The sequence below is a fragment of the Mycobacterium arosiense ATCC BAA-1401 = DSM 45069 genome, assembly GCF_002086125.1.
GTDB lineage: Bacteria > Actinomycetota > Actinomycetes > Mycobacteriales > Mycobacteriaceae > Mycobacterium > Mycobacterium arosiense.
This window is the reverse complement of record NZ_MVHG01000021.1, coordinates 1-21,990: the sequence shown is the minus strand read 5'-3', so window position 1 is coordinate 21,990 and position 21,990 is coordinate 1. Positions and strand designations below refer to the sequence as shown.

General features: G+C 62.4%; 26 protein-coding genes, 4 pseudogenes and 1 other annotated feature. Of the genes and pseudogenes, 17 read left to right on the top strand and 13 right to left on the bottom strand.

Annotation, left to right across the window (positions count from 1 at the left end; translation table 11 throughout):
- Window positions 1-24: 24 nt before the first annotated feature.
- From BST14_RS11520 to BST14_RS11475, 10 genes are all read left to right on the top strand, one after another.
- Complete coding sequence (locus tag BST14_RS11520; protein ID WP_062896082.1) at window positions 25-1,053, top strand: MCE family protein; 1,029 nt, start codon at window positions 25-27, stop codon at window positions 1,051-1,053.
- Window positions 1,050-2,402 (top strand): MCE family protein, encoded by a 1,353-nt coding sequence (locus tag BST14_RS11515; protein ID WP_062896108.1) that lies wholly within the window; start codon window positions 1,050-1,052, stop codon window positions 2,400-2,402. The genes BST14_RS11520 and BST14_RS11515 overlap by 4 nt, the downstream gene beginning before the upstream one ends.
- A complete protein-coding gene (locus tag BST14_RS11510; protein ID WP_083064627.1) occupies window positions 2,402-3,706 on the top strand; it encodes an MCE family protein in 1,305 nt (434 codons plus the stop codon). Before BST14_RS11515 ends, BST14_RS11510 begins: the two co-directional genes overlap by 1 nt.
- Window positions 3,703-4,848: an MCE family protein gene (locus BST14_RS11505; protein WP_062896080.1), complete on the top strand. Its 1,146-nt coding sequence runs from the start codon at window positions 3,703-3,705 to the stop codon at window positions 4,846-4,848. The genes BST14_RS11510 and BST14_RS11505 overlap by 4 nt, the downstream gene beginning before the upstream one ends.
- A 1-nt stretch (window position 4,849) precedes the next feature.
- On the top strand, window positions 4,850-6,349 hold the full coding sequence (locus BST14_RS11500) for an MCE family protein (protein ID WP_062896079.1): 1,500 nt from the start codon (window positions 4,850-4,852) through the stop codon (window positions 6,347-6,349).
- On the top strand, window positions 6,316-6,984 hold the full coding sequence (locus BST14_RS11495) for an Rv1363c family protein (RefSeq protein ID WP_062896078.1): 669 nt from the start codon (window positions 6,316-6,318) through the stop codon (window positions 6,982-6,984). The genes BST14_RS11500 and BST14_RS11495 overlap by 34 nt, the downstream gene beginning before the upstream one ends.
- Window positions 6,985-7,028: 44 nt before the next feature.
- Complete coding sequence (locus BST14_RS11490) at window positions 7,029-7,718, top strand: hypothetical protein (protein WP_231110539.1); 690 nt, start codon at window positions 7,029-7,031, stop codon at window positions 7,716-7,718.
- 19 nt (window positions 7,719-7,737) lie between these two features.
- Complete coding sequence (locus BST14_RS11485) at window positions 7,738-8,103, top strand: DUF732 domain-containing protein (protein WP_081250178.1); 366 nt, start codon at window positions 7,738-7,740, stop codon at window positions 8,101-8,103.
- Window positions 8,104-8,132: 29 nt separating this feature from the next.
- The gene (locus BST14_RS11480; protein ID WP_394328784.1) at window positions 8,133-8,618 is read left to right on the top strand and encodes a CAP domain-containing protein; all 486 of its coding nucleotides are present in this window, start codon (window positions 8,133-8,135) and stop codon (window positions 8,616-8,618) included.
- 145 nt (window positions 8,619-8,763) lie between these two features.
- On the top strand, window positions 8,764-9,636 hold the full coding sequence (locus BST14_RS11475) for an alpha/beta hydrolase-fold protein (protein WP_142279370.1): 873 nt from the start codon (window positions 8,764-8,766) through the stop codon (window positions 9,634-9,636).
- Between the two features lie 594 nt (window positions 9,637-10,230).
- On the opposite strand, the gene BST14_RS11470 is transcribed toward BST14_RS11475, so the two are convergent.
- Window positions 10,231-10,698: an integrase core domain-containing protein gene (locus BST14_RS11470; RefSeq protein ID WP_083064626.1), complete on the bottom strand. Its 468-nt coding sequence runs from the start codon at window positions 10,696-10,698 to the stop codon at window positions 10,231-10,233.
- Window positions 10,699-10,776: 78 nt separating this feature from the next.
- Between BST14_RS11470 and BST14_RS11465 the strand changes: the two are divergent.
- Window positions 10,777-12,080: pseudogene (locus BST14_RS11465) on the top strand (IS256 family transposase).
- Between the two features lie 43 nt (window positions 12,081-12,123).
- On the opposite strand, the pseudogene BST14_RS30915 reads toward BST14_RS11465, so the two are convergent.
- The 4 genes and pseudogenes from BST14_RS30915 to BST14_RS11445 form a co-directional block, all read right to left on the bottom strand.
- A pseudogene (locus BST14_RS30915) lies at window positions 12,124-12,255 on the bottom strand (DDE-type integrase/transposase/recombinase); the annotation flags it as partial.
- 407 nt (window positions 12,256-12,662) lie between these two features.
- Window positions 12,663-12,872 (bottom strand): annotated as a pseudogene (locus BST14_RS31675) (transposase); the annotation flags it as partial.
- 97 nt (window positions 12,873-12,969) lie between these two features.
- The gene (locus tag BST14_RS11450) at window positions 12,970-13,176 is read right to left on the bottom strand and encodes an IS3 family transposase (RefSeq protein WP_142279367.1); all 207 of its coding nucleotides are present in this window, start codon (window positions 13,174-13,176) and stop codon (window positions 12,970-12,972) included.
- Window positions 13,155-13,272, bottom strand: a sequence feature (AL1L pseudoknot). Its footprint overlaps the gene before it by 22 nt.
- The gene (locus BST14_RS11445) at window positions 13,230-13,547 is read right to left on the bottom strand and encodes a transposase (RefSeq protein WP_062896074.1); all 318 of its coding nucleotides are present in this window, start codon (window positions 13,545-13,547) and stop codon (window positions 13,230-13,232) included. (Overlaps the previous feature by 43 nt.)
- A gap of 187 nt (window positions 13,548-13,734) precedes the next feature.
- Here BST14_RS11445 and ltrA point away from each other — a divergent pair.
- Window positions 13,735-14,607 (top strand): annotated as a pseudogene (ltrA, locus tag BST14_RS30900) (group II intron reverse transcriptase/maturase); the annotation flags it as partial.
- Window positions 14,570-14,998, top strand: a complete 429-nt coding sequence (locus BST14_RS30895; protein ID WP_231110542.1) for a group II intron maturase-specific domain-containing protein — start codon at window positions 14,570-14,572, stop codon at window positions 14,996-14,998. The pseudogene ltrA and the gene BST14_RS30895, both read left to right, overlap by 38 nt.
- Before the next feature lie 308 nt (window positions 14,999-15,306).
- On the opposite strand, the gene BST14_RS11435 is transcribed toward BST14_RS30895, so the two are convergent.
- Together BST14_RS11435 and BST14_RS11430 are read right to left on the bottom strand one after the other, a co-directional pair.
- The gene (locus BST14_RS11435) at window positions 15,307-15,615 is read right to left on the bottom strand and encodes a helix-turn-helix domain-containing protein (protein ID WP_081250176.1); all 309 of its coding nucleotides are present in this window, start codon (window positions 15,613-15,615) and stop codon (window positions 15,307-15,309) included.
- On the bottom strand, window positions 15,612-16,010 hold the full coding sequence (locus BST14_RS11430) for a type II toxin-antitoxin system RelE/ParE family toxin (protein ID WP_062896105.1): 399 nt from the start codon (window positions 16,008-16,010) through the stop codon (window positions 15,612-15,614). The genes BST14_RS11435 and BST14_RS11430 overlap by 4 nt, the downstream gene beginning before the upstream one ends.
- 390 nt (window positions 16,011-16,400) lie before the next feature.
- On the opposite strand from BST14_RS11430, the gene BST14_RS11425 reads away from it, so the two are divergent.
- On the top strand, window positions 16,401-16,826 hold the full coding sequence (locus tag BST14_RS11425; protein WP_083064625.1) for a cellulose-binding domain-containing protein: 426 nt from the start codon (window positions 16,401-16,403) through the stop codon (window positions 16,824-16,826).
- Window positions 16,827-16,844: 18 nt separating this feature from the next.
- Here the strand turns inward: BST14_RS11425 and BST14_RS11420 are convergent, their stop codons facing one another.
- Window positions 16,845-17,516, bottom strand: a complete 672-nt coding sequence (locus tag BST14_RS11420) for a DUF2510 domain-containing protein (protein ID WP_083064624.1) — start codon at window positions 17,514-17,516, stop codon at window positions 16,845-16,847.
- Between the two features lie 99 nt (window positions 17,517-17,615).
- Window positions 17,616-17,750 carry a hypothetical protein gene (locus tag BST14_RS31410; RefSeq protein ID WP_281252802.1) on the bottom strand — a complete coding sequence of 45 codons (135 nt, stop codon included), beginning with the start codon at window positions 17,748-17,750 and terminating at the stop codon, window positions 17,616-17,618.
- 123 nt (window positions 17,751-17,873) lie between these two features.
- Between BST14_RS31410 and BST14_RS11415 the strand changes: the two genes are divergently transcribed.
- Window positions 17,874-18,173 carry a hypothetical protein gene (locus BST14_RS11415; protein ID WP_245845378.1) on the top strand — a complete coding sequence of 100 codons (300 nt, stop codon included), beginning with the start codon at window positions 17,874-17,876 and terminating at the stop codon, window positions 18,171-18,173.
- Between the two features lie 37 nt (window positions 18,174-18,210).
- Here BST14_RS11415 and BST14_RS11410 read toward each other — a convergent pair whose 3' ends face one another.
- From BST14_RS11410 to BST14_RS11400, 3 genes are all read right to left on the bottom strand, one after another.
- Window positions 18,211-18,645: a DUF4383 domain-containing protein gene (locus BST14_RS11410; RefSeq protein WP_083064622.1), complete on the bottom strand. Its 435-nt coding sequence runs from the start codon at window positions 18,643-18,645 to the stop codon at window positions 18,211-18,213.
- 76 nt (window positions 18,646-18,721) lie between these two features.
- A complete protein-coding gene (locus BST14_RS11405) occupies window positions 18,722-19,102 on the bottom strand; it encodes a cyclic nucleotide-binding domain-containing protein (RefSeq protein ID WP_245845377.1) in 381 nt (126 codons plus the stop codon).
- Between the two features lie 274 nt (window positions 19,103-19,376).
- Window positions 19,377-20,933, bottom strand: a complete 1,557-nt coding sequence (locus BST14_RS11400) for a succinic semialdehyde dehydrogenase (RefSeq protein ID WP_083064621.1) — start codon at window positions 20,931-20,933, stop codon at window positions 19,377-19,379.
- Between the two features lie 127 nt (window positions 20,934-21,060).
- Between BST14_RS11400 and BST14_RS11395 the strand changes: the two genes are divergently transcribed.
- Complete coding sequence (locus BST14_RS11395) at window positions 21,061-21,366, top strand: hypothetical protein (protein WP_083064620.1); 306 nt, start codon at window positions 21,061-21,063, stop codon at window positions 21,364-21,366.
- 92 nt (window positions 21,367-21,458) lie between these two features.
- Here BST14_RS11395 and BST14_RS30345 read toward each other — a convergent pair whose 3' ends face one another.
- The gene (locus tag BST14_RS30345; RefSeq protein WP_169926077.1) at window positions 21,459-21,605 is read right to left on the bottom strand and encodes a hypothetical protein; all 147 of its coding nucleotides are present in this window, start codon (window positions 21,603-21,605) and stop codon (window positions 21,459-21,461) included.
- A gap of 109 nt (window positions 21,606-21,714) precedes the next feature.
- Here BST14_RS30345 and BST14_RS31670 point away from each other — a divergent pair, with 109 nt between their 5' ends.
- Window positions 21,715-21,951: a DUF5994 family protein gene (locus BST14_RS31670; RefSeq protein WP_368731248.1), complete on the top strand. Its 237-nt coding sequence runs from the start codon at window positions 21,715-21,717 to the stop codon at window positions 21,949-21,951.
- Window positions 21,952-21,990: the final 39 nt, after the last annotated feature.

Sequence of the window (21,990 nt, the reverse complement as noted above, 5' to 3'; positions counted from 1 at the left end):
CAATCACAGCGAAGGAGTTGAGCCGTGACCACGAACCTGCGACGCGCTGCGATCAGCTTCGCCATCTTCGTCGTGGTGTGCGTGGTTGCCGCTTTCGGACTGCTAGCGGTCTTCGGGCAACTTCGGTTTGAAAACGACCAACGCTACAGAGCTGAGTTCACCGACGTAAGTGGGTTGGCTATCGGTGATTTCGTCCGCATCGGTGGCGTCGAAGTCGGTCAGGTGAAGAAGATCTCGATCAGCCCGAAGAACTTCGCGGTCGTCGAGTTCTCCACCGACCCTTCAGTCGTGCTTACCGAAGGCACCAAGGCGGCAATCCGGTGGAAGAACCCCATCGGCGATCGGTATCTGGCACTGGTGGAGGGCGTAGGCGGACTCAAGCGGATGCAGCCCGGCGGGACTATCGGGCTCTCCCGAACCGAGCCCGCATTGGATCTCGACGCCTTGCTGGGTGGATTCCGGCCGCTGTTCCGTGCACTCAACCCTGAGCAGGTGAATGCCCTGTCAGGCCAGCTGATCTCGGCGTTACAGGACGAAGGTGCGACCATCGGATCATTCCTGGCCCAGGCGGCAGCGGTCACCAGCACACTGGCCGACCGGGACGAACTCATCGGCCAGGTGATCACCAATCTCGATGCGGTCCTGGGCTCCTTCGGCGATCAAAGCAAGCAATTCGGCAAAGCCGTCGACTCGCTTTCGGAACTCGTTAAAGCCCTCGCCGAACACAAGACCGACATCAGCAACGCGGTCGCCTACACCAACTCGTCTTCTGCCACCATCGCCGACCTGCTGTCTCAGGCGCGACCCGCGTTCAAAGACACAGTTGCACAAACGGATCGCGCCGCATCAATCGTCATGGCCGACAAAGATTACTTTGACGATCTGCTCAACACTCTGCCCGACTCTTACAAAACGCTCGCGCGCTTGGGAAGCCACGGAGACTTCATCCCCGAGTATCTGTGCAATCTGTTCCTGAAACTGAACGGCAAGGGCGGCCAGCCGGTCTACGTCAAAGTCGCCGGCCAAGACACCGGGCGGTGCGCGCCGAAATGAGATCCTTCTCCGAACGTAAGCCATTCGTCCTCGGCGCCGTTGGCATTACACTCACAGCCGCCATTGCCCTGGTCGCACTTCAGTACGACAAGATCCCGTTCTTCAACACCGACAGGCACTACTCGGCGTACTTCGCCGAAGCCGGCGGCCTGCGATCCGGCGCCGCCGTGCAAGTGGCCGGATACCGAGTCGGGCACGTATCGGCGGTCGACCTCGACGGGCCTCGGGTCCTCGTCCGATTCGACGTCGAAAGCGGTATACATCTTGGCACCCAGACCGAGGCGAATATCAGGACCAAGAGCTTGCTGGGCGCCAAGGTTCTCGAGATCACACCACGAGGCGACGGCAGACTGACGTCGACCATCCCGCTGGAACGCACTCGGGCGCCCTACCAGCTACCCGATGCTCTCGGTGACCTCTCGGCAACCATCAGCGGACTCAACACCAACGCAGTCTCCGATGCGCTGTCAACGTTGGCTCACACCTTCGAGAACACCCCGCCGGAGCTCAAGACGGCCGTGCAGGGGGTGGCGCGGTTCTCCCAAACCCTGGATGCACGGGACGCTCAACTGCGGAGATTGTTGGACAACGCCAACAAAGCCACGACAGTGCTGTCACAGCGCGCCGACGAAATCTCTGGCCTCATTGCGAACAGCAATGCGCTGCTGGCTCAGCTTCGAACCCAAAGCTCGGCGCTGCAACAGATTTCACGCAGTCTCTCGGCGTTCGCCAAGCAGTTGTCTGAGTTTATCAACGATAACCAAACGCAATTGCGGCCGGCCCTGGAGAAACTCAACGGGGTCTTGACGATTGTGGACAACCGCAGAGAACGCTTGACCGAGGCGATCAAGTATCTGAACCAATACGCAATGGCGCTCGGCGAGACCGTGGGATCGGGCCCGTTCTTCAAGGCCTACCTCGCCAGCCTGCCGGGACAATGGGTTCAGCCGTTTGTCGACGCGGCGTTCTCCGATCTCGGCCTCGACCCGCACACCCTGTCACCGTCCCAACGCACCGACCCGCAGACCGGTCAGCCCGGAACCCCACCATTGCCGATGCCGTACCCGCGGACCGGCCAGGGCGGACCTCCGAATCTCAAACTGCCCGATGCGATCACCGGTAATCCCGACGACCACCAGTGCGGCGTTCCAGGTATCGCGTTGCCCGGACCCGGCTGCTACCCGTACCGGGAGCCGCAACCGGCGCCCCCGCCGGGCGGCGCACCTCCCGGACCCCCCGCGCAAGTACCGGGTCAGCAGGTCACCGACCCAACGCCCACGCGGATCTATCACCCCGCACCTGGCGAACCCGGGCAGCCCGACACCCCCTCAGACGGCGGAGGTCGTTGATGCGGTCACCATACGTACGAATCGGCGTGGCGGCGGTCGCGGCGCTGCTGTTGATCGGCGGCGCAGTGGTCGCCGTACGCACGGTTGCCCGACTCGGTCGGACTCACATTGTCGGCTATTTCGATAACAGTAACGGCCTGTTCGCCCACGACGAAGTCCGCATCCTCGGCGTACCTGTAGGTGCGATCGAGTCCATCGAACCTCAAGCCGAACGGGTGAAGATCACTTTTTGGGTCGACGGCAAATACAAAGTGCCGGCTGACGCCAAAGCCGCCATCGTGTCACCTCAACTGGTCACCTCGCGCGCGATTCAACTCACCCCCGCCTATACCGGCGGAGCTGTGATGGCCAACGGGGCCGTTATTCCGGAGTCGCGCACTGCGGTACCACTCGAATGGGATGACCTTCGTCAGCAACTCGGCAAGCTCACCGCCGCGTTGCAGCCCACCGAACCGGGCGGGGTCAGTACCTTGGGTGCGTTCGTCGATACGGCCGCCAACAACTTGCGCGGGCAAGGCGTCAATATTCACGGCACCATCGTCAAGATGGCACAAGCGTTCTCAGCGCTGGGCGATCACAGCGCCGATACCTTCTCCACCATCAGGAATCTCTCGCTTGTCGTGTCAGCGCTGCAGGACAGCTCCACATTGCTCGCCCAACTCAATCGCAATCTCGCGTCGGTGACGGGGTCGCTGGACGCAGACCCGGGCGCAGTGGGCGCTGCGATCAACGACCTCAATACCGTTGTGGGACAAGCGACGCAATTCATCGCTGACAACAAAGAGACGTTGGGTGTCACTACCGACAAGCTGGCGTCCATCTCAAGTGCGGTCCACGACAATCTCGATGACATCAAGCAGGCACTGCACGTTTTTCCCAACGCTGCACAGAACTTCGCCAACGTCTATCAACCGTCGCAAGCCGCGCTCACGGGAATTCTGGCGGTCAACAACCTCGCAGATCCGATCTCGTTCCTCTGTGGCGCCGTCCAAGCGGCCTCACGATTGGGGGCCGAGCAGTCTGCCAAACTCTGCGTCCAATACCTCGCTCCCATCATCAAGAACCGCCAATACAACTTCATGCCGCTGGGGGAGAACCTGTTCGTAGGAGAATCCGCGCGTCCCAACGAACTCACCTATACCGAAGATTGGATGCGCCCCGACCATGTGCCTCCGCCGCCGGCACCAGCGGCGCCTGAACCCGCGCCGCCTAAAGGCGAGCCGCCGCCCGCGCCGGGCCCCGTGGCGACCAATCCTGCGGCCGGCCTGTCCGGCATGATGGTTCCCGGCGGAGGTGGATCATGACCCCAGGAATACCGATCAACCGCCGTGTCAGAGTATTCGGTGCAATGATCGCGCTGGTGGCGGCCGCCACCGGATGCCAATGGCGTGGTTTGAACTCCCTACCGCTGCCCGGCACCCAGGGTGGGGGGCCCGGGTCGTACGTGGTGCAGGCCCAACTCCCCGATGTCGGCTATATGGAGCAAAACTCCCGTGTCCGCGTCGGGGACGTCAATGTCGGCACGGTCACCAAGATCGAGCGGCAAGGCTGGCATGCGCTGGTGACATTGCGCCTTGACGGCGACGTTGATCTGCCGGCCAACGCCACAGCCAAGGTCGGGCAAACCAGCCTGCTCGGGTCACTGCATGTCGAGCTGGCATCCCCGACCAACGTTGCGCCGCAGGGCAAACTGCACAACGGCTCGGTGATCCCGCTCGCCAACGCCGGCGCATACCCGACCACCGACCAGACGTTGGCGGCGTTGTCGATGTTGCTCAACGGCGGCGGAATCGGGCAAGTCCAGGACATCACTGCAGCATTCGCGACTGCGTTCGCCGGCCGTGAAAACGACCTGCGCAGTCTCATCGAGCAAATCGACCAATTCACCGGCCGCCTGAACGCGCAGACCGGTGACATCATCTCTGCAACCGACAGTTTCAACAACCTGGTCGGACAGTTCGCTGAGCAGAAGCCGGTCGTAGACAAAGCGATTCGCACCATCCCCGACGCGTTGGCGGTCCTGGCCGCGGAACGTAACAACCTGGCGGAGGCCGCTGACTCGTTCGGAAAATTCAGTGCCCTGACCACCGACGCGGTCTATCACACCAAAGACAATTTGGTTAAGGAGATCAAAGCTGTTGCCCCCGTGCTGGAATCGCTGGCCAATTCTGGTCCTGCGCTGACCCGTTCGCTGAGCATCGTGCCGACTTTCCCGTGGCCCAAAGAAACGATAAACACGCTTGTCCGCGGCGATTACCTGAACACCGATGTGATCTTCGACCTCACTCTCGGGCGCCTCGATGAGGGCTTATTCACCGGAAGCCGTTGGGAAGGAAACCTGACCGAGTTGGAGATGCAATGGGGCCGCACCATCGGCAAGCTCCCCAGCCCGTACACCGCTGGCAATCCGTTGGTTGCGCCCTACCGCTTCGACCAGGGGTCGTGATATGCGACTGCTAGGAAGTCAATTAAGTCAACGGCTGGACAAGCGGGTCAAGATTCAGCTAGCCATATTCACGGTGATCAGCACGGTGGCGGCGTCGCTGATGATCTTCGGCTACATCAGGGTTCCGTCAATGATGGGCGTGGGCCGCTACACGGTCACCGTGCAGCTGCCCCGCTCCGGCGGCCTGTACGCGAGCGGCAATGTCACATACCGCGGCACCGAAGTCGGCCGCGTGACCGACGTCCGTATCACCGACGCCGGCGTGGACGCGGTCCTCTCACTGCGATCCGATGTCCACATCCCCTCGGATCTCGACGCACAGGTCCACAGCGTCTCCGGCGTCGGTGAACAGTACGTCGCGCTGCTACCCCGCAACGGGCACGCCGCCCCGCTCAAAAATGGCGACGTCATTCCCGTCACCCGAACCTCCGTGCCGCCTGAAATCAACGCACTGCTCGACGCCGCCAGCCGCGGAATCCAAGCGATACCTCAAGACAACCTCAAAACGGCAATCGACGAAAGCTACGCCGCGGTCGGTGGCCTAGGACCAGACATCTCACGGATCGTCAAAGGCTCGACCCAACTTTCGATCGACGCACGTGCCAATCTCGACCCGCTGGTGGCGCTGATCGACAAGTCAAAGCCGGTGCTGGAATCTCAGGCCGACACCGCGACCGCTATCCGCGGCTGGGCAGCCCACCTCGCCGACCTGACTCACCAGCTACAAGCCAACGACAGCTCGGTGGCAGGCTTGCTGACACAGGGCGCGGCCGCCGCTGATAAAGCCCGCCAACTCATCGACCGGCTGCAACCGACACTGCCCGTCCTGCTCGCCAACTTGGTCAGCGTCGGCCAAGTCGCTATCGCGTATCAGCCTGCAATCGAACAGGTGTTGGTCCTGCTGCCGGAGTTGGTCGCCGATGTGCAAGGCAGCTTGCTGGCCAACCGAGACTCCAAACGTCCCTTCCCGGGGATCTACGTCAGCTTCAACCTCAACCTGAACCTGCCGCCCGCCTGCACGACGGGGTTTCTGCCCGCGCAACAACAGCGCACCCCGAACCTGGTGGAGACCCCGCCACGGCCCGACGGCGACCTGTACTGCCGCATCCCGCAGGACTCCATGAATGTCGTCCGAGGGGCGCGCAACTATCCGTGCCTAACCCGGCCGGGCAAGCGCGCACCCAGCGTGAAGATGTGCGAAAGCGACGAACAGTACGTGCCGCTTAACGACGGCAACTTCTGGAAAGGCGACCCCAACGCCACTATGACGGGTCAAGACATCCCGCAGATCCCACCCGGGTCGCCGCCCGCGCAGGCACCGACGACGCCTGCTGCGCCACAGCAAATGCCGCAGGCGCCGCCACCCATCGCGGCCGTCGAATATGACCCACTAACCGGCACGTACACCGGGCCGGACGGTCACGTGTACACACGCTCAGACCTAGCCCAGAACACGAAAGGCAAGACATGGCAGAGCATGCTCGCGCCGCCGAGTCACTAAACGAGAGTCCTCCCGAAGGCCAGGCAGCGCCCGTCGACGAGGAAACCCACGCCGACGACGACGGCACCGAGGCCATCTCCGACCCCGCCACCGATGACGCCGCGGTGCGAGAAGACGACGGTGATGACACGACAAGTGTTGTTGCCAAGCGATTCTCGTCGATAACGCGCCCAGTCGCGCTGATAGCGGCCGCCATGCTGGCCCTTATCGGGGTCGTCGGGTGGCTGGGTTACCGCACCTACGAAGACGGGCAAACGCGAGAGCAGCGAAACCAACTGGTCGAGGCGGCCCGTCAAGGGGTGGTCAATTTGACCACCATCGATTACACAAAGGCCGACGCCGACATCAAGCGAATTCTGGATATGTCGACCGGAACCTTCCATGACGATTTCCAAAGGCGCTCTCAGCCGTTCATGGAAGTGGTCAAACAGGCTCAATCCAAATCAGAAGGCAGGGTGACCGAAGCTGGCGTGGAATCACAGCACGGTAATCAGGCGCAGGTGCTCGTGACTGTTTCGGTCAAGATGTCGAATGCTGGTGCGCCAGAGCAAGAGCCGCGCGCGTGGCGGATGCGCATCAGCGTGGACAAAGTCAATGACATCCCGAAAATCTCCGACGTTCAGTTCGTACCCTGACCGTCGCTAATCCGCACCCAAAGCTCACCAGATTGGAGGCCGACATGCTCTACGTCGACAGCATGACGGACAAGTCATCACCTCATCCCGCCGCCGAAGGCGAAGCCGATCTTGGCGACACAGATCATGCCACCGAGCAGACAGACCCCGTGGACGAGGTTGACGAAAAGGCCGATATCAGAGATCACGATGCGGGCGAAACCTCGACAGAGGCGCCCGAGGTCGAAAGTCCAAAACCGCGCACACGACGATTCGCATGGAACCGGCGGTTGACGCATCTCACTGTCGCCGGAGTTGCACTGATCTTGACGCTTGCCGGCGCCTACCTTAAATGGGTTGACGGTTCAGCCCGTTTGGCACAGACCGCGGCCGTCACATCAGTCCAGGCCGCAACCGAGAGCACGATAGCGATGTTGTCCTATCGCCCCGACACGGTCGAGAAGGAACTCACGGCAGCCGGCGACCGCATGACCGGCTCTTTCCGCCAGGAATATGCCAAGCTGATCCACGACGTGGTCATTCCTGGTGCTAAGCAGAAGAAGATCTCAGCGATTGCGACCGTACCCGCCGCCGCATCCCAATCGGCAACGGCAAGCCACGCAACAGTTTTGGTCTTTGTCAATCAGACCATCATGATGGGCGGTGACCCACCCACCGATACCGCGTCTAGCGTGCGCATCACATTGGACAAGGTGAACGACCGCTGGCTGATCTCGCAATTCACCCCCGTATGAGTCGAGAAGAGTTGACACGATGACGATTCGGAGCTCTGCACCCGCAGCGGCGGTTATATCGGTACTCGCTTCCAGCGTTTGGTTGGCGCCCGCGGCGCTCGCTGCCCCGGACCCCGATATCGAATACGCTTACGACGTCACGGTGCGCCGACACTACAACTTCCCGGGGTCGTCGGAAGCAGTCAGCTACGGGCATGGCATCTGCGACAAGGTCGGGCAGGGCGAGACATTTCCCCAAGTGATGGGCGAGGTGAAAAACGACGTACTACCCAATGATGAGTTCGCCGCCAATTACCTTGTCTCCAACGCGGTTAACATCCTCTGTCCGCAACTGATCTGGCAGCTGCGCAACTCTGCAGCGCATTATCAGCCACCGGCACCATGACGTTGAAAGCGGCAACCACCATGTCCATCATGCTGCGAACAGGCCGTACGAGGCTCGCGCTATCGGCGGCCGTCGTGGTGGGATGCGTAACGCCAATCCCATCCGCTCACGCGGACAACACCCGTCTCAACAACAGTGTGGTAGCCAACATCTACACCCTTCAGCATCAAGCCGGCTGTACCAACGATGTGAAAGTCAGCCCGCAACTGCGACTCGCTGCCCAATGGCACACCGACGATGTCCTCAACAACCACAGTCTTGACGGTGACATCGGCTCCGACGGCTCGGCGCCACAAGATCGTGCTAACGCGGCCGGATTTCACGGCGTGGCCGCTGAAACAGTTGCTATCAACCAGTCGATGGCGATCAACAATCTCGACGTGCTCCATCAATGGTATTACAACCCAGACATGTTCGCGATCATGTCGAACTGCGCTAATACCGCAATCGGAGTGTGGTCGGGCAACCGACTCGATCGCAGCGTCGTGGTTGCCGTCTACGGACAGCCGAAATGAAAGCCACCGATGGGTCACGTCTGGCCGGCAGCGTCTCCCGCGCGCACCGACCTCGATCGCCGCATTCGTTCCTGGATTCTCGGCGCCGTCGTCGCGGTCAATTCCCGTCGAGAAGAAGGGATACGGCACTGTGAAACCTGCTGTGATGTTGCTTCGCGTCGGCTTGGCGGCGACCCTGGGTCTCTGTCTGTGGACCGCGGCGCAGGCCAAAGCATCGCCCGCGATCGAACACCTCATGGTGCCGTCCCCAGCGATGGGCCGCGAGATCCCTGTCGACTTCCAAGGCGGGGGACCTCATGGCGTCTTTCTGCTCGATGCCTTTAACGCCGGAGATGCCGTCAGCAACTGGGTCACCGCGGGAAGTGCCATGGACACCCTTGCCGGCAAGGGCATTTCCGTTGTTGCACCCGCCGGCGGAGCGTACAGCCTCTACACCAACTGGGAACAGGACGGTAGCAAGCAGTGGGAAACCTTTCTCGCCGATGAGCTGCCCAACTGGCTGGCCGCCAACAAAGGCCTAGCGCCGGGTGGCCACGCGATAGTCGGTGCATCTCAGGGTGGCGCGGCCGCAATCACGTTGGCGGAATTTCATCCCGACAGGTTCAAGTACGCCGGCTCGATGTCAGGATTCTTAATCCCGTCCAACACCACATTCAATGGTGCGATCACGGAGGGCATGCAACGGTTCGGCGGTGTGAACACCCAAGCGATGTGGGGTGCAGCGCAGCTAGGACGATGGAAGTGGCATGACCCCGATGTGCACGTCGCCTTGTTGGGCAACAACAACACTCGCCTGTGGGTTTTCTCCCCGCAGACGCTCACCTGCAGTGATCCGGCCGCGATGATCGGATACTGCGATCAAGCTCAGAGCAGCAGCCGCAGCTTCTATGCACACTATCGAAACACCGGAGCCGACAACGGTCATTTCGACTTCCCAGTCGACGGCAACCACGACTGGTCTACATGGGCACCCCAGCTCCGTGCGATGTCCGGCGATATGGCCGCATCGATCCGATAACCATTGAACCGTCGAGATCTTCGACAGAAGGGAACAGCATGGATCCAAACGTGGACTACGACGTCAGCGACGAACTTGAATACTTCATCAAGTGGTTCGCCTGGGACCTGCGAGGCGTTTACCCGCCGCCATCGTACGCGGCCAACTGATCCACGCGGCATCGAACTGATGCCCGAAAGCCCGCTCTGTGTTCCCGCGCACGGGCGGCGAGTTCGGCGAAATCTCCGATGGAAAACAGCGATTCGTACCCGCCGCTGCAATTCATCGAACGTGTCCTCGGAGTCGATCACGAAGCGGTTGACGACGTGGGGATTGTCTCGGCCATTTCACCCTTCCGGTGGGATCAGAGATGCTTGCCGGCGATCCTGCGGTGAGCTTGGGGCCGCCTCAACCAAGATGCGCGCCATGTCGTCGGGACGTTCAAAGGCGGAGAAGTGTCCGGTGTGCAGCAACGTTATCCGTTGAAATATCAGTTAGCGAGCTTGCTACTTGGTTCGCTCGGTGGGCCGGAACCAGTCATCTTCGCTGCAGACGGGGGTGACCGGTGCCGTCACTTCCCGGATAATGATATGTCCCCGTCGTTTCGAGCCGCGATTATGCGAGTTGAGGTATCGAATAGGTGAACGTCCAGAGCGTTTCGAACTCTGCGGGGCTGATGTTACCGAGGTAGCTGTGGCGGCGTTCGGCGTTATAGAAGTTGTCGATGTAATCGGCCATGGCTGCGGCCAACTCGATGGTGGTGGCCCATCTGCGGGTGTTTAGCAACTCGACCTGCGTCCGCGCCCAGAACGACTCCATGGCGGCGTTATCGAAGCAGTCGCCGACGGTGCCAAATGAACCGAGTAGGCCCCATCGGCGCATGTTCTCCCCAAAGCTCCACGACGTGAACTGAGTCCCGTGATCAGCGTGCAGAATCGTTGAGCCACTTCGTGTTCGGTTTTTCACCGCCATATTGACCGCGTTATTGACCAGTGCGGTGTCAGCGGTGGTGGAGAAGGTGCGGGGAGCAATGATCAGAACCTGTGGATGAGCCTCGGTGAGATAGCGTGAAAGTGGGCGCACCTTCCCGAGGATGATCTGAAGTTCACGTAGGTCTGATCATGAGCCGGCGTTGACGCGCTGGTTCGGGAAGGTACGCCCATGCTCACGGTAGTTCACGACTCCGAATCGTCCAACGAGGACGCTGGTGCGGGTCGGTCGTTGCTCGATGAGATTGTCCGCGACGGTGCCCGGCAGATGCTGGCGGCGGCGTTGGCCGCCGAGGTCGCCGCCTACATCGATGCCCATGCCGGGTCGGTCGACGAGAACGGCCATCGACTGGTGGTGCGCAACGGCTATCACCATCAGCGTGAAGTGCTGACGCGGCGGGTGCGGTCACGGTGACGGCGCCGCGGGTCAACGACAAGCGCGTCGACGCCGATACCGGTGAGCGGCAGCGGTTTTCCTCGGCGATCCTGCCGGCCTGGGCGCGCAAGTCTCCGCAGATGGCTGAGGTGTTGCCGCTGCTCTACCTGCATGGGCTGTCCAGCGGCGATTTCGGGCCCGCGCTGGAGCAGTTCCTGGGCACCGGCGCCGGGTTGTCGGCATCGACGATCACCCGGCTTACCAGCCAGTGGCAGGACGAGGCCAAGACCTTCGCCGCTCGGGATCTGTCGGACACAGACTTCGTCTACCTGTGGGTAGACGGCATCCACCTCAAGGTTCGGTTGGAGCAGGAGAAGCTCTGCTTGCTGGTGATGATCGGGGTGCGTGCTGATGGCCGCAAGGAGTTGGTCGCCCTGGCCGACGGGTTCCGCGAATCGACCGAGTCGTGGGCTGATCTGCTGCGGTCGTGTCGGCGCCGCGGGATGACCGCTCCGGTGCTGGCCGTCGGTGACGGCGCGCTGGGGTTCTGGAAGGCGCTGCGCGAGGTGTTCCCCGACACCCGGGAGCAGCGGTGCTGGTTCCATGTCCAGGCCAATGTGCTTGCAGCACTGCCAAAATCGGCGCATCCGGGGGCGTTGGCCGCGCTCAAGGAGATCTACAACGCCGAGGACATCGACAAGGCCCAGGTCGCGATCAAGGCCTTCGAAATCGACTACGGCGCCAAGTACCCCAAGGCAGTCGCCAAAATCGTCGACAACGCCGATGTGCTCCTAGAGTTCTACCGCTACCCAGCCGAACACTGGATCCATTTGAGAACCACTAACCCGATCGAAAGTACCTTCGCCACAGTACGTTTGAGAACCAAAGTCACCAAAGGCCCCGGCTCACGAGCTGCCGGGCTGACCATGGCCTGCAAGTTGATCGACGCCGCACAGGCCCGCTGGCGTGCGGTCAACGCACCACACCTGGTTGCCCTGGTCCGCGCCGGCGCCGTCTTCCACAAAGGCAAACTGCTCGAAAGACCCACCGACATCACACCCAGTGAGCCGGCCAAATCCAACGAAACGGAGGTCGCCTGAAACAACCTCATCCACAGGTCTTGACAATATCTCAGGTGCGGGCCACGATCATGCGAGAGAAGCAGTCCAGGATCGCACAGCAGTACACCTTTCCGTCGCGTGCCGGATGCTCGGTGATGTCGGTACACCACAACTCGTTAGGGCCAGTGGCGGTGAACCGCCGATTAACCAGGTCAACCGGGGTGTCGACGCCGATCCGATTGGGCTTTCGTCGCCCCGGGCGCGGTAGCCCGTACAGACCTTGTGCCGACATGATCGAGTTGACCAGCTTGAGGTTGACGTTCATTTCGTAGTCGGCCAGCAGCGCTGCGCGGACTCGGCGGCGCCCGTAGGTGCCGCGGGAAGGCGGTGGATCTCGGTGATCGTGTCGGCAACAATAAGCCGCCTCACCTCACGGTCCGGGATAGGGCGACGCCGATGATATTGCAATAGTGAATGTGCTAATCCGGTTATCCGACAAGAGGATCGGGCTGAATATCCTCGCGCGATCAGCCCTTCAGCGATCGCGCGTCGGCGTTTTGGGGGCACCACCGCCTGTTCATCGAACAGCTCGCAGGCGTCGCGGGTCAGCGCCAGTTCGGCTTCCAGCGCAGCGATGCGCCTATGAGCGGCCGCCAGCTCGTCGGCCTCCACGCTCGGGGTGCCCTCGATGACTCCGGCATCGATGAGTGCCTGGCGTTTCCAGCGGAACAGCGTCGCCTGACAAATCCCGGTCTCGGCCGCCACGGCAGCCACTGGTTCACCCGACCGCAGCCGATTAACGATTTGCCGGCGCACCGACGACGAATACATACGGGGCATGTGACCTCCTGAGGATCACTCTGCCCTCGACTCTCACAACGATGGCCCTACAACACGGGTACAGATCTCGCGGATCAACGGATGGGGGTCAGGCCACGCGTCCTACCACCCAGCCCTTGCGCTTCATGGCCTGGTGCATCTTCTTGACCCCGTACACCGAGTAGTTCTGCGCGTGCACCGTGCGAAGGTCGGCGATAAGCTGCTCATCGCGGATCTCCCGATCCGACGGTGGCCGGGTCCGCGCCGCGCGATAGTCCCGCGAGGTGAGGAATCCGGGGATAGCTGCCCGCAACACGCGGCAAATGAGCTCGACCCCGAACTGATCGCGATGAGCATCGATATAGGCGATCATTTCGTCGCGGGGCGGTCGAACTCCGCGGCAAGAAACGCAGACGCTGACTTCAAAATATCGTTCGCTCTGCGTAATTCAGCGTTCTCGCGTTTGAGTTTACGGATCTCGGCATGCTCAGAACTAGTGATGCCGGGCCGTTCCCCGGCATCAGCCTGGGCCCTGCGCCGCCACCGACGCAACGACTCCTGCGCAATACCAAGTTTGCTGGCCACGGACTTGATGGCCTCGAACTCCGATACTTCCGAGGCTTCCATCATGGTGTCCAACAACCGCAACGCACGCTGCCGGAACTCCGGCGGATACTGACGGGGCATAACTTCCAATCCTCCTATAAGGATCGGAACAAAACCTGGGGTAGTTCAGTACCGTTGCGGTTCCGGCTGGCGGAGTGGCTCGTAGTAGTGGTGAAGCTCCTGTAATGGGAGTGGAGCGAAGGGGCCGGGTCATCTATGACGTGTTCGTTGGATCAACCGAAATCCGTTGGGATTCAGGAGGAGTCGGGTGAACAAGTTGAAGTCACTAGACAAGCCATTCGAGATTTCGAAGTGGGCGGTTCAGCAGGCCTGGGAGAAGGTCAAGGCGAACAAGGGCGCGCCGGGCGTGGACGAGGTATCGATCGAGGCATTCGAGGCCGACCTGCAAAACAATCTGTACCGGGTGTGGAATCGGATGTCGTCGGGGAGTTACTTTCCGCCTCCGGTGCGTGCGGTGGAGATACCCAAGCCGCATGGCGGCGGGACCAGGATGCTGGGCATCCCCACGGTGGCTGACCGGGTGGCGCAAACGGTGGTGGCCGAGGAGTTGAAGGTGAAGGCGGAGACGCTGTTTCACGACGACTCCTACGACTACCGGCCTGGCCGCTCGGCGATCGACGCGGTGGGTGCGTGTCGGCAGCGCTGCTGGAAAACCAACTGGGTGATCGACTTGGACGTCCAGAAGTTCTTCGACAGCGTGTCTTGGGATCTGATGCTCAAGGCGGTGGGGGCTAACACCGATTTACCGTGGGTGGTGTTGTATGTGCGCCGGTTGTTGCAAGCTCCGGTGCAACTGCCCGACGGCACCTTGCAACAGCGTGACCGGGGCACCCCGCAGGGGTCGCCGGTCTCGCCCGTGTTGGCAAACCTGTTCTTGCATTACGCGTTCGAGGCGTGGCTGGCTCGGGAGTTTCCGACCGTGCGGTTCGAGCGCTATGTCGATGACGCGGTCGTGCACTGCGTCAGCGAGCGCCAAGCCCACCAGGTATTGGCGGCGGTGCAAGACAGGATGGGCGAGGTCGGGCTGCGGCTGCACCCCGACACGACCCGGATCGTGTACTGCAAGGACGGCAAACGACGCGGTGACTCTGCGCACACGTCGTTTACGTTCCTCGGTTTCACGTTCCGCCCACGCGGAGTCCGGGACAAAAACGGGAGCATGTTCGTCTCGTTTTTACCCCGCGATCAGCAAGGACGCCTGGAAAAAGATCGGGCGGGAAGTGCGGTCCTGGCGGCTGCACCATCGCACCGGTCATACCTTCGCCGGTCTGGCCGACAAGATCAACCCGATCGTGCGCGGCTGGATGAACTATTACGGCGCCTTCTATCGGTCGGCGCTATATCCCCTCCTGACCCGCATCAACGCCTACCTGATGCGGTGGGTCCGCAACAAGTATCGCCGGTTTCGGGGCCGCTGGGCGTTCAACCAGGCGTGGTCGCGGGTGATAAAGCAATACCCGCGGTTCTTCGCGCACTGGGCCTGGACCACCGCCGTCCCCGCCGTCTGGTGACCAAGGTGACAAGAGCCGTATGAATCGAGAGGTTCACGTACGGTTCCGTGGGAGCCGGAGGGTGCAACCCCCTCCGGCCACCCGACTGACGATTGTCCATGAACTAGGAAACCTGAAAGTCGCTCTCGAACAACATGATTCAGATTCTGACTGAAGCTCGGGGCAGACCGTCAGCATTTGCACTGAAGTGCCCGCCCCCTTAGTCGCTGTCACGCCGGTGTTGACGGAATTATCCCTGGCAAGTCGGCCTCCCGGCAGCGGCGGTTCAGCGCCACGATAAGCGAGGTCGACGGTGAGGCGGGGCAATATCAAAGGCTGAGAAGGACGCGAGACCCATCGGGACGCTTCACTGCAACTTCTAGCTCGCCGCCGGTGGCCTCGACGTATTTGCGGAGGGTATCGACGCGGCTGGTTCCGAGATTGCCGTGCTCCATTTGGGATACGCGGTTCTGTCCAACCCCGATAACCGCTGCGAGGGAGGTCTGGGTGTAACCAGCGTCTTCGCGCAGCTCGCGGAGACGGCACCGCGCAACTTCGCGATCCATCTCGTCCTTGATGGCGTCAATGCGGGCCCGGTTGCCGGGACGGCGACGTCGAAGATCATCAAGCGTGGTCATCGTTTCTTGCCCTTTCTTGTCTTCGGCTTGGCGGCTTCGACCTTCTTTAGCTTTTCTTGGTGTTCGGTGAAGAGGCGATCGGCGATGGGGATGTTCGTCGCGTACCACTTCGCCCAATTTCCTGACTTGTCCCCGGCGACCAGCATGATCGCCCGAGACCGGATGTCGAACGCGAACAGCATTCGGATGTGGGCGCCCCCTTTGGTGGCGCGAGGCCGAAGCTCCTTCATGTTCGGGTGCTCTGATCCTTCAAGGGTGTCGACGAACGGCCGGCGCGTGACCGGTCCGTGTTCCTCCAATTGCTCGAGAGCCGCAATCGCGTTGTCGTATTCCTCGTCATCGAGGGTGTCGATCCATGCTTCGATGAGGGTCAGATCGACCTCCCATTTCCGCACGGACACCATATTATCATCTTTAGCTGATATCAGCTAGAGATGATTCCTGGGGCTGTCGCACGACGTCGGGCGGGGGACCATCCAGGGACCACACGTTAAGCGCGGTACCGAACGACCTGCGCGTCCGTGAACACCACGTATCGAGCTTCCACTTAGAAAACCGTTCGCGAGCTGGGCAAACGTGCTACCGCCACTTCCTGGGGGTCAAGTGGTCGCAGGTTCAAATCCTGTCAGCCCGACCGATGTCAGCGGCGGTTTTGGTCGGCCCAGCGGGCGGCGGCCCCGCGCCGAGGCCGAAGATTTCATGACGGTTTCGGTTGAGCAAAGGTACGGCAGCTTACCCGCCGCGCAAGCGCCGATATGGCCGGCGCGGTTTTAACGTTGGCTGTCATGGGCGGAGTGACACATCGCGTGAATCGCTGGCGCGCAGCGCTTCACGTCACCGCATCGGCGTTGACGGTTGCCGCGCTGGGCTTGGGCGTCGCTCCCGCGGCGCACGCGGCTGCGGCCACGGCGACGTTGTCGGTGGACCATGCGTGGCAGACCGGTTTCATCGCCCGCTTCACCGTCACCAACGCCAGCATGGCGCCGCTGACCGATTGGAAGCTGGAATTCGATTTGCCGGCGGGCGAATCCGTCTTGCACACCTGGAACAGCACCCTCACCCAGTCGGGCACCCACTACATTTTGAGTCCCGCGAATTGGAATCGCAGCATTCCAGCCGGGGGCTCGGCCACGGGCGGCTTCAGAGGCGTGCTGACCGGTCCCTTCTCGCCACCGGCGAATTGTCGGATCAACGGGCAATACTGCACCTAGCGGCCACGCACCACCGGCCTACGGCTGGAAGGCCGGAAGGATGGTGCCGGAGTCGCGAATCTCCCAGATGCTGGCTTTGCTGATGCCATCGAAGTTGATCTTATCCAACGTGGCCCGCGAATACGTGAGGTCGATGGCGACCTGAGTCGACGTGTTGCCGTAGGGGTCGGTCATCGGAAAGGTGCCCTGCACGTTCACCGCGGCCGCGTCGGGATAGGTCGCCCGCGCGTACCTGAGGATCCCGATCGTGTCCAGCCGGGCGCCGTCCCGGATCAGCTGCTCGGTGTAGTTGTCCCGAATGGCGAATTTGGCGTCGACCACGTCACCGTTCGGACCCGGCGCGATGGTGAAGGTGACTCCGTCCGGCTTCTTGGGACCGGCCGATGTCGACGGCGCCGCCTCGGTCGGTCCCGCCGCGGCCGAACTGCTCGCATCGGCCGACCGGTCGTCCTTCTTCGGGTCGAAGACCCAGCTCTTGCCGACGATGATGAGCAACACGAGCACGCACAGCGCCGCCAGCGCCACGACCGCCTTGCCGGATAACCCCTTCTTCGGCGGGTCCGCGGAAAAGGCCCACTCGCTGGTCCAGTTGGTGCCGTCGAAGTATCGCTGCAGCCCGTGGCCTACCGCGGGATCGGGGTACCAGCCCGGTGCCGATTTCGGCGGCGGCGGCGCCTGTTCTGACGGCATCCATCCATTTTCGCCGTGACGGCGGTGTCCTGGCTACCCGCCCCCGGCTGACCGCGCGATACGCGATCCGTTTCGGGCGGCGTCATTCGAGTCGCCCTGTCAGTCCTCGCGGTCCGGCTCGGTGAGTTCCGGCGCGTTCTCCCGGGTCGCCATCCCACCTTCGCGCCCGTGATCCGCGGGACCGGGGCGGCCGCCCTTGGGCTCGTCGTCGTCCCTGTTCGGTTGCTTGGCCATCCAACCTCCTTCGTCGACCGGAGGATTACCCGCGGCGGCGCGATGTGAACTCGACATGGCCCTGGCGCGACGGTTCGGCGTTCGACGCGTCGACGCGCCCGTGCCCGGGTTATGAATCTAGGGGTGAGCACCCATCATGTGAACCTGACCCCGCAGGAAAGCTCGTTGATCGGCGAGAGTCATCCCGAGGCCCTCACGCGCATGGACGAGAAGTCGCTGAAGGACCTGCAGAGCCGCCTTCGCAACGCGCGCGAGAAGAATTTCAGCCTGTTGCGGCGTCAGGGCGCGGCTCGGGTGGCGGCCGAAGGTGCTCGCGGCGCGGCCCAGCCGGCGAGCGAGAAGCGCGGCGAAAAGGTGGAGATCTTTGACGAGGCACTGGCCCGGGTCGGGGAGCGCCTCAGCGCAATCGGCGGCAACGAGTAGCCTTCGGCCGCAAACCGGGTTGGCGCAACAGGTTGCGCTACGGCGCTTTCCGGAGATCGGCGAGAGAGCTTTTGAGCCCGCCGTCCATCCGGATCTGGACCGCGGCCACCGCGACCATGACCGCGGCGGTCACCAGGTGCACCACGGCGTCGGTCGTGTTGTTGGGGAAGGTGAACACGAACGCGACCTGATGAGAGAAGAAGGCCCAAATGCCCGGCAGCGCACCGGCTACGGCCGCGAGCAGCAGATACAGCACGGACCACGACTTGCGCAGCGCGAACACCAGGCCCGGGGCGAACAGCGCCAGGCCCGCGACGGCGTGCCAGCCGTTGTAGTCCATGCCGAGCAGCTGCACAGTCGGCGCCGTCGGCCCGGTGGCGAAGCTGGGATTCATGATGAAGCCGATCACCGCCTGGACGATGTGAAATACACAGATGATCAGCAGCCCGACCTGGGCGAAACTCCACCTCACAGCGCACCTCCTTGTGCATCATGGAGTGGCCCGAATACTACGCGCGGTAGTAGAACGGGTCAACGAAGGTAGGTGGCTACGCCGTGCCGTTCCGTTCGATCCAACCGGTTAGCGCATCTTCGAGCGCGGTCGCGACGTCCACACCGGCACTGTCGGAGGCCTGCTCAAACTGTTCGACCAGGTCGGTGCGGATCGAGACGCCCAATTTGGAGTACGACGGTTTCGGCTTCGGCGGCAGGTCGACCGGCACGTGCCGCGCGATAGACGCGTCGATGATTTCGCGAAGTGCGGGTATCTCGACGAGCAGCGTGGCGAGTTCGTCGCGTTCGATACGTAATAACTCGGCCGGCCCGGTCGTCGTCACGGTCGCAGAACGCAGTCTCCCGCGTTGCAGCGCCGACTCGCCGATCGCCTCACCCGGCCCCAGCGTGGCGACGCGGTCCCGGCCGATGTACACTCCCACCTCCCCGCTGAGCAGGATGTAGCAGGAGTCCGACGGGGTCTGCTCATGAATCAGCGGCAACGGGGCCGATGCCGAAGTGCGATGAGATGCCCGGGCCAAACGCTGTAGCTGAGCGTCCGAGAAATTGTCGAATGTGGCATACCGGCGCAGTCGAAGAGCGTCTTCCTCATATCGCTTAGCGTCTGCCTTCATAGCGGACTCCTGACCTGCGATGTGCCGCTGATATCGAAGAGCGTAACGCCGATCTACGATGAGCCGCCGGCGAACCTCAATTCCGGCCGGGGATCCTCATCACCGTGCGCACGATCGGCAGTAGCGACTTCTGCCACACTGTGGCCGGAATGCCAAGCGGCGGATCAAGATTGAACACGCGCGCGGTCGCGATCGTCTGCGATTCGGTGTACTTGAGCAGGCCCTCGGGGCCGTGCCGGCGACCGACGCCGGACTGGCCCATTCCGCCCATCGGTGCGCTCAGGCTGCCCCATGCGAAGGCGTAGCCCTCGTTGACATTCACCGTTCCCGACCGCAACCGGGCGGCGATCTGCTGGCCCTCGGCCGAGGAGCCCGCCCACACGCTGGCGTTGAGCCCATACTCGGTGTTGTTGGCCTGCTCGACGGCCTCGTCCACGTCGGCAACGGGATAGATCGAAACCACCGGCCCGAACGTTTCATTGGCCGCGCACTCCATCTCGGGCGTGACATCGGTGAGAACCGTCGGCTCGTAGAACAGCGGCCCGACGTCGGGACGCCCCTTCGCTCCGGCAATAACCTTGGCGCCCTTGGCTTTCGCGTCTTCCACATGGTCCGTCACGGTGTCCAGCTGGCCCGCGGAGATCAGGCTGCCCATGTCCACGGAGTAGTCATATGCGGTGCCCAGCTTCATGTTTCGCACCGCCGCACCGAATTTGCCGATGAAATCGTCGGCTATGTCCTTCTCGACGTAGATGCGCTCGATGGAGATGCACAGCTGGCCCGCGTTCGAGAAGCACGCGCGGGTGGCCGCCTTGGCGGCCTTGTCGAGGTTGGCCCCCCGCGTGACGATCATCGCGTTCTTGCCCCCGAGTTCGGCCGAGAAGCCGATCAGGCGACGGCCCGCGTGTTCGGCGAGCTGCCTGCCGGTGGCGGTCGAGCCGGTGAACATCAAGTAGTCGCAGTTGTCGATGATCGCGGTGCCCACCACCGAACCCGGTCCGGGCACGATCGCATAGAGCGCTCGCGGCAGGCCGGCCTTGTACAAAAGCTCGGCGCACGCCAGCGCGCAGTACGGGGTCTGGCTATCGGGTTTGAGCACCACCGCGTTGCCCGCCAGCAGCGCCGGCACCGAGTCGGACGCGGTGAGCGTCATGGGATAGTTCCACGGCGAGATCACTCCGACCACGCCCTTGGGTTGGTAACCGACCGTGGTCTTGCCGATCCCGGGGAGCAGTGACTGCACCGTGCGAGGCTTCAGTAGGTCTTCTGCGACGGTGACGTAATAGTTCGCGTTCGCTATCAGGTCGATGATCTCCTCCTGGGCCGCCCATCGGGCCTTGCCCGCCTCCGCCTGCAGGAGATCCATCAGGAACTCGCGGTTCTCGACGACGAGGTCGCGGTAGCGGGCAATGATCTCGACGCGTTCGGCGACCGGGCGGTTCGCCCAGGCGGTTTGGGCCGCCCGCGCCTCGGCGAATGCGGCTTCGACGTCGTCGGCGGTGCCGACCGGGATCGTGGTCAGCGGCTTGCCGGTGAAGACCTCGTCGATCGTCTTGGTTCGGCGTGCGGTGGCGTCGTCGATCGCGGCCAGCTGACGCAGGCGATCGAAGACGACGGCTGACGGTGCTGGCATGTCGTTACCTCCGGAGCTCGGGCGTTCAAAACACCAGCCTATTGGTCGTCGGCTTCCGCGAAAGTGGGTAAGCAACGTAGGAGCGCGTCAGGCGTGCGATCAGATCACTAGTGGAAGGCGGCATCGGATGGTTGGTCACGAAGGAGGCCGCTGGGATGTCGGGGCCGAGGGCGACGCGGTCTACCTCGAGCGCATCTCTGAGGGCGATGAGCGGTTGTTCGACGATCTGCTCTCCCCCCAAGAGGCCCGTGAATTCGCCGGGCTGTTGACGAAGTATGCGGACAAGGCCGACGAGGCGGCCACCGACGACCGGCAGGACGACTCCGACGACTCCGGCGACGAGCGCGAAGACTCCGAAGACGAGGCGGAGGAGTCGGGCGAGTCGGAGGACACCGATGATACATCGGATGACTCCGACAAATCTGACGACTGAGCAGTCCTAGGGCGGGTGCAGATATACTGCCGCGCAAATTGATTCGCCGGGATCAATTGCTCGAACCCGGTCAGCTGACTCGAAGCGCGGGTTTAGCCGCTGCGGTCAGGGTTCTGGGTTCGTTGCAACTGCTCGGCCGCCGAACTTTGGGCGGCCTTGGTGCGCTTCGCGGCGCGTTTCTCTTTCAAAGACTTGCCCGATTTCTTGGCCATGGCTTGCCGTGGGGATTTGTCAGCCATTGCGGCCCCTCGCTTTTGGGGGCCTGGGTGGTCCCGGTTCGGCTAGCGTACACCTGTTCGGCCCGTCGCTGACGGAATCGATTCGCCTCGGGTTCGATGCCATGCGTCAATGCGATTCCTCCATCGTCCCGACTTACGGGCCGATCGCTTCAAATGTGAAGGGTCGTGGCATGAATCGCCTAGATCAATGCTCGAGCGTACGGTGAACCCGTTGCGGCTCACGCTGCCATCCCGACTCGGGAACAAGCTCGATGGCGCTTGGTGGCCCCGTACGGGAGTGGTCTCGCGAGGACTTCCTGATCTGGTGTTGAACCGCCCCGGCGAGTCCGGAGACTTACTGGTTTGAGGACTCAGCCAGCGGCTGGTCTCCGATTCTGAGCGTAGT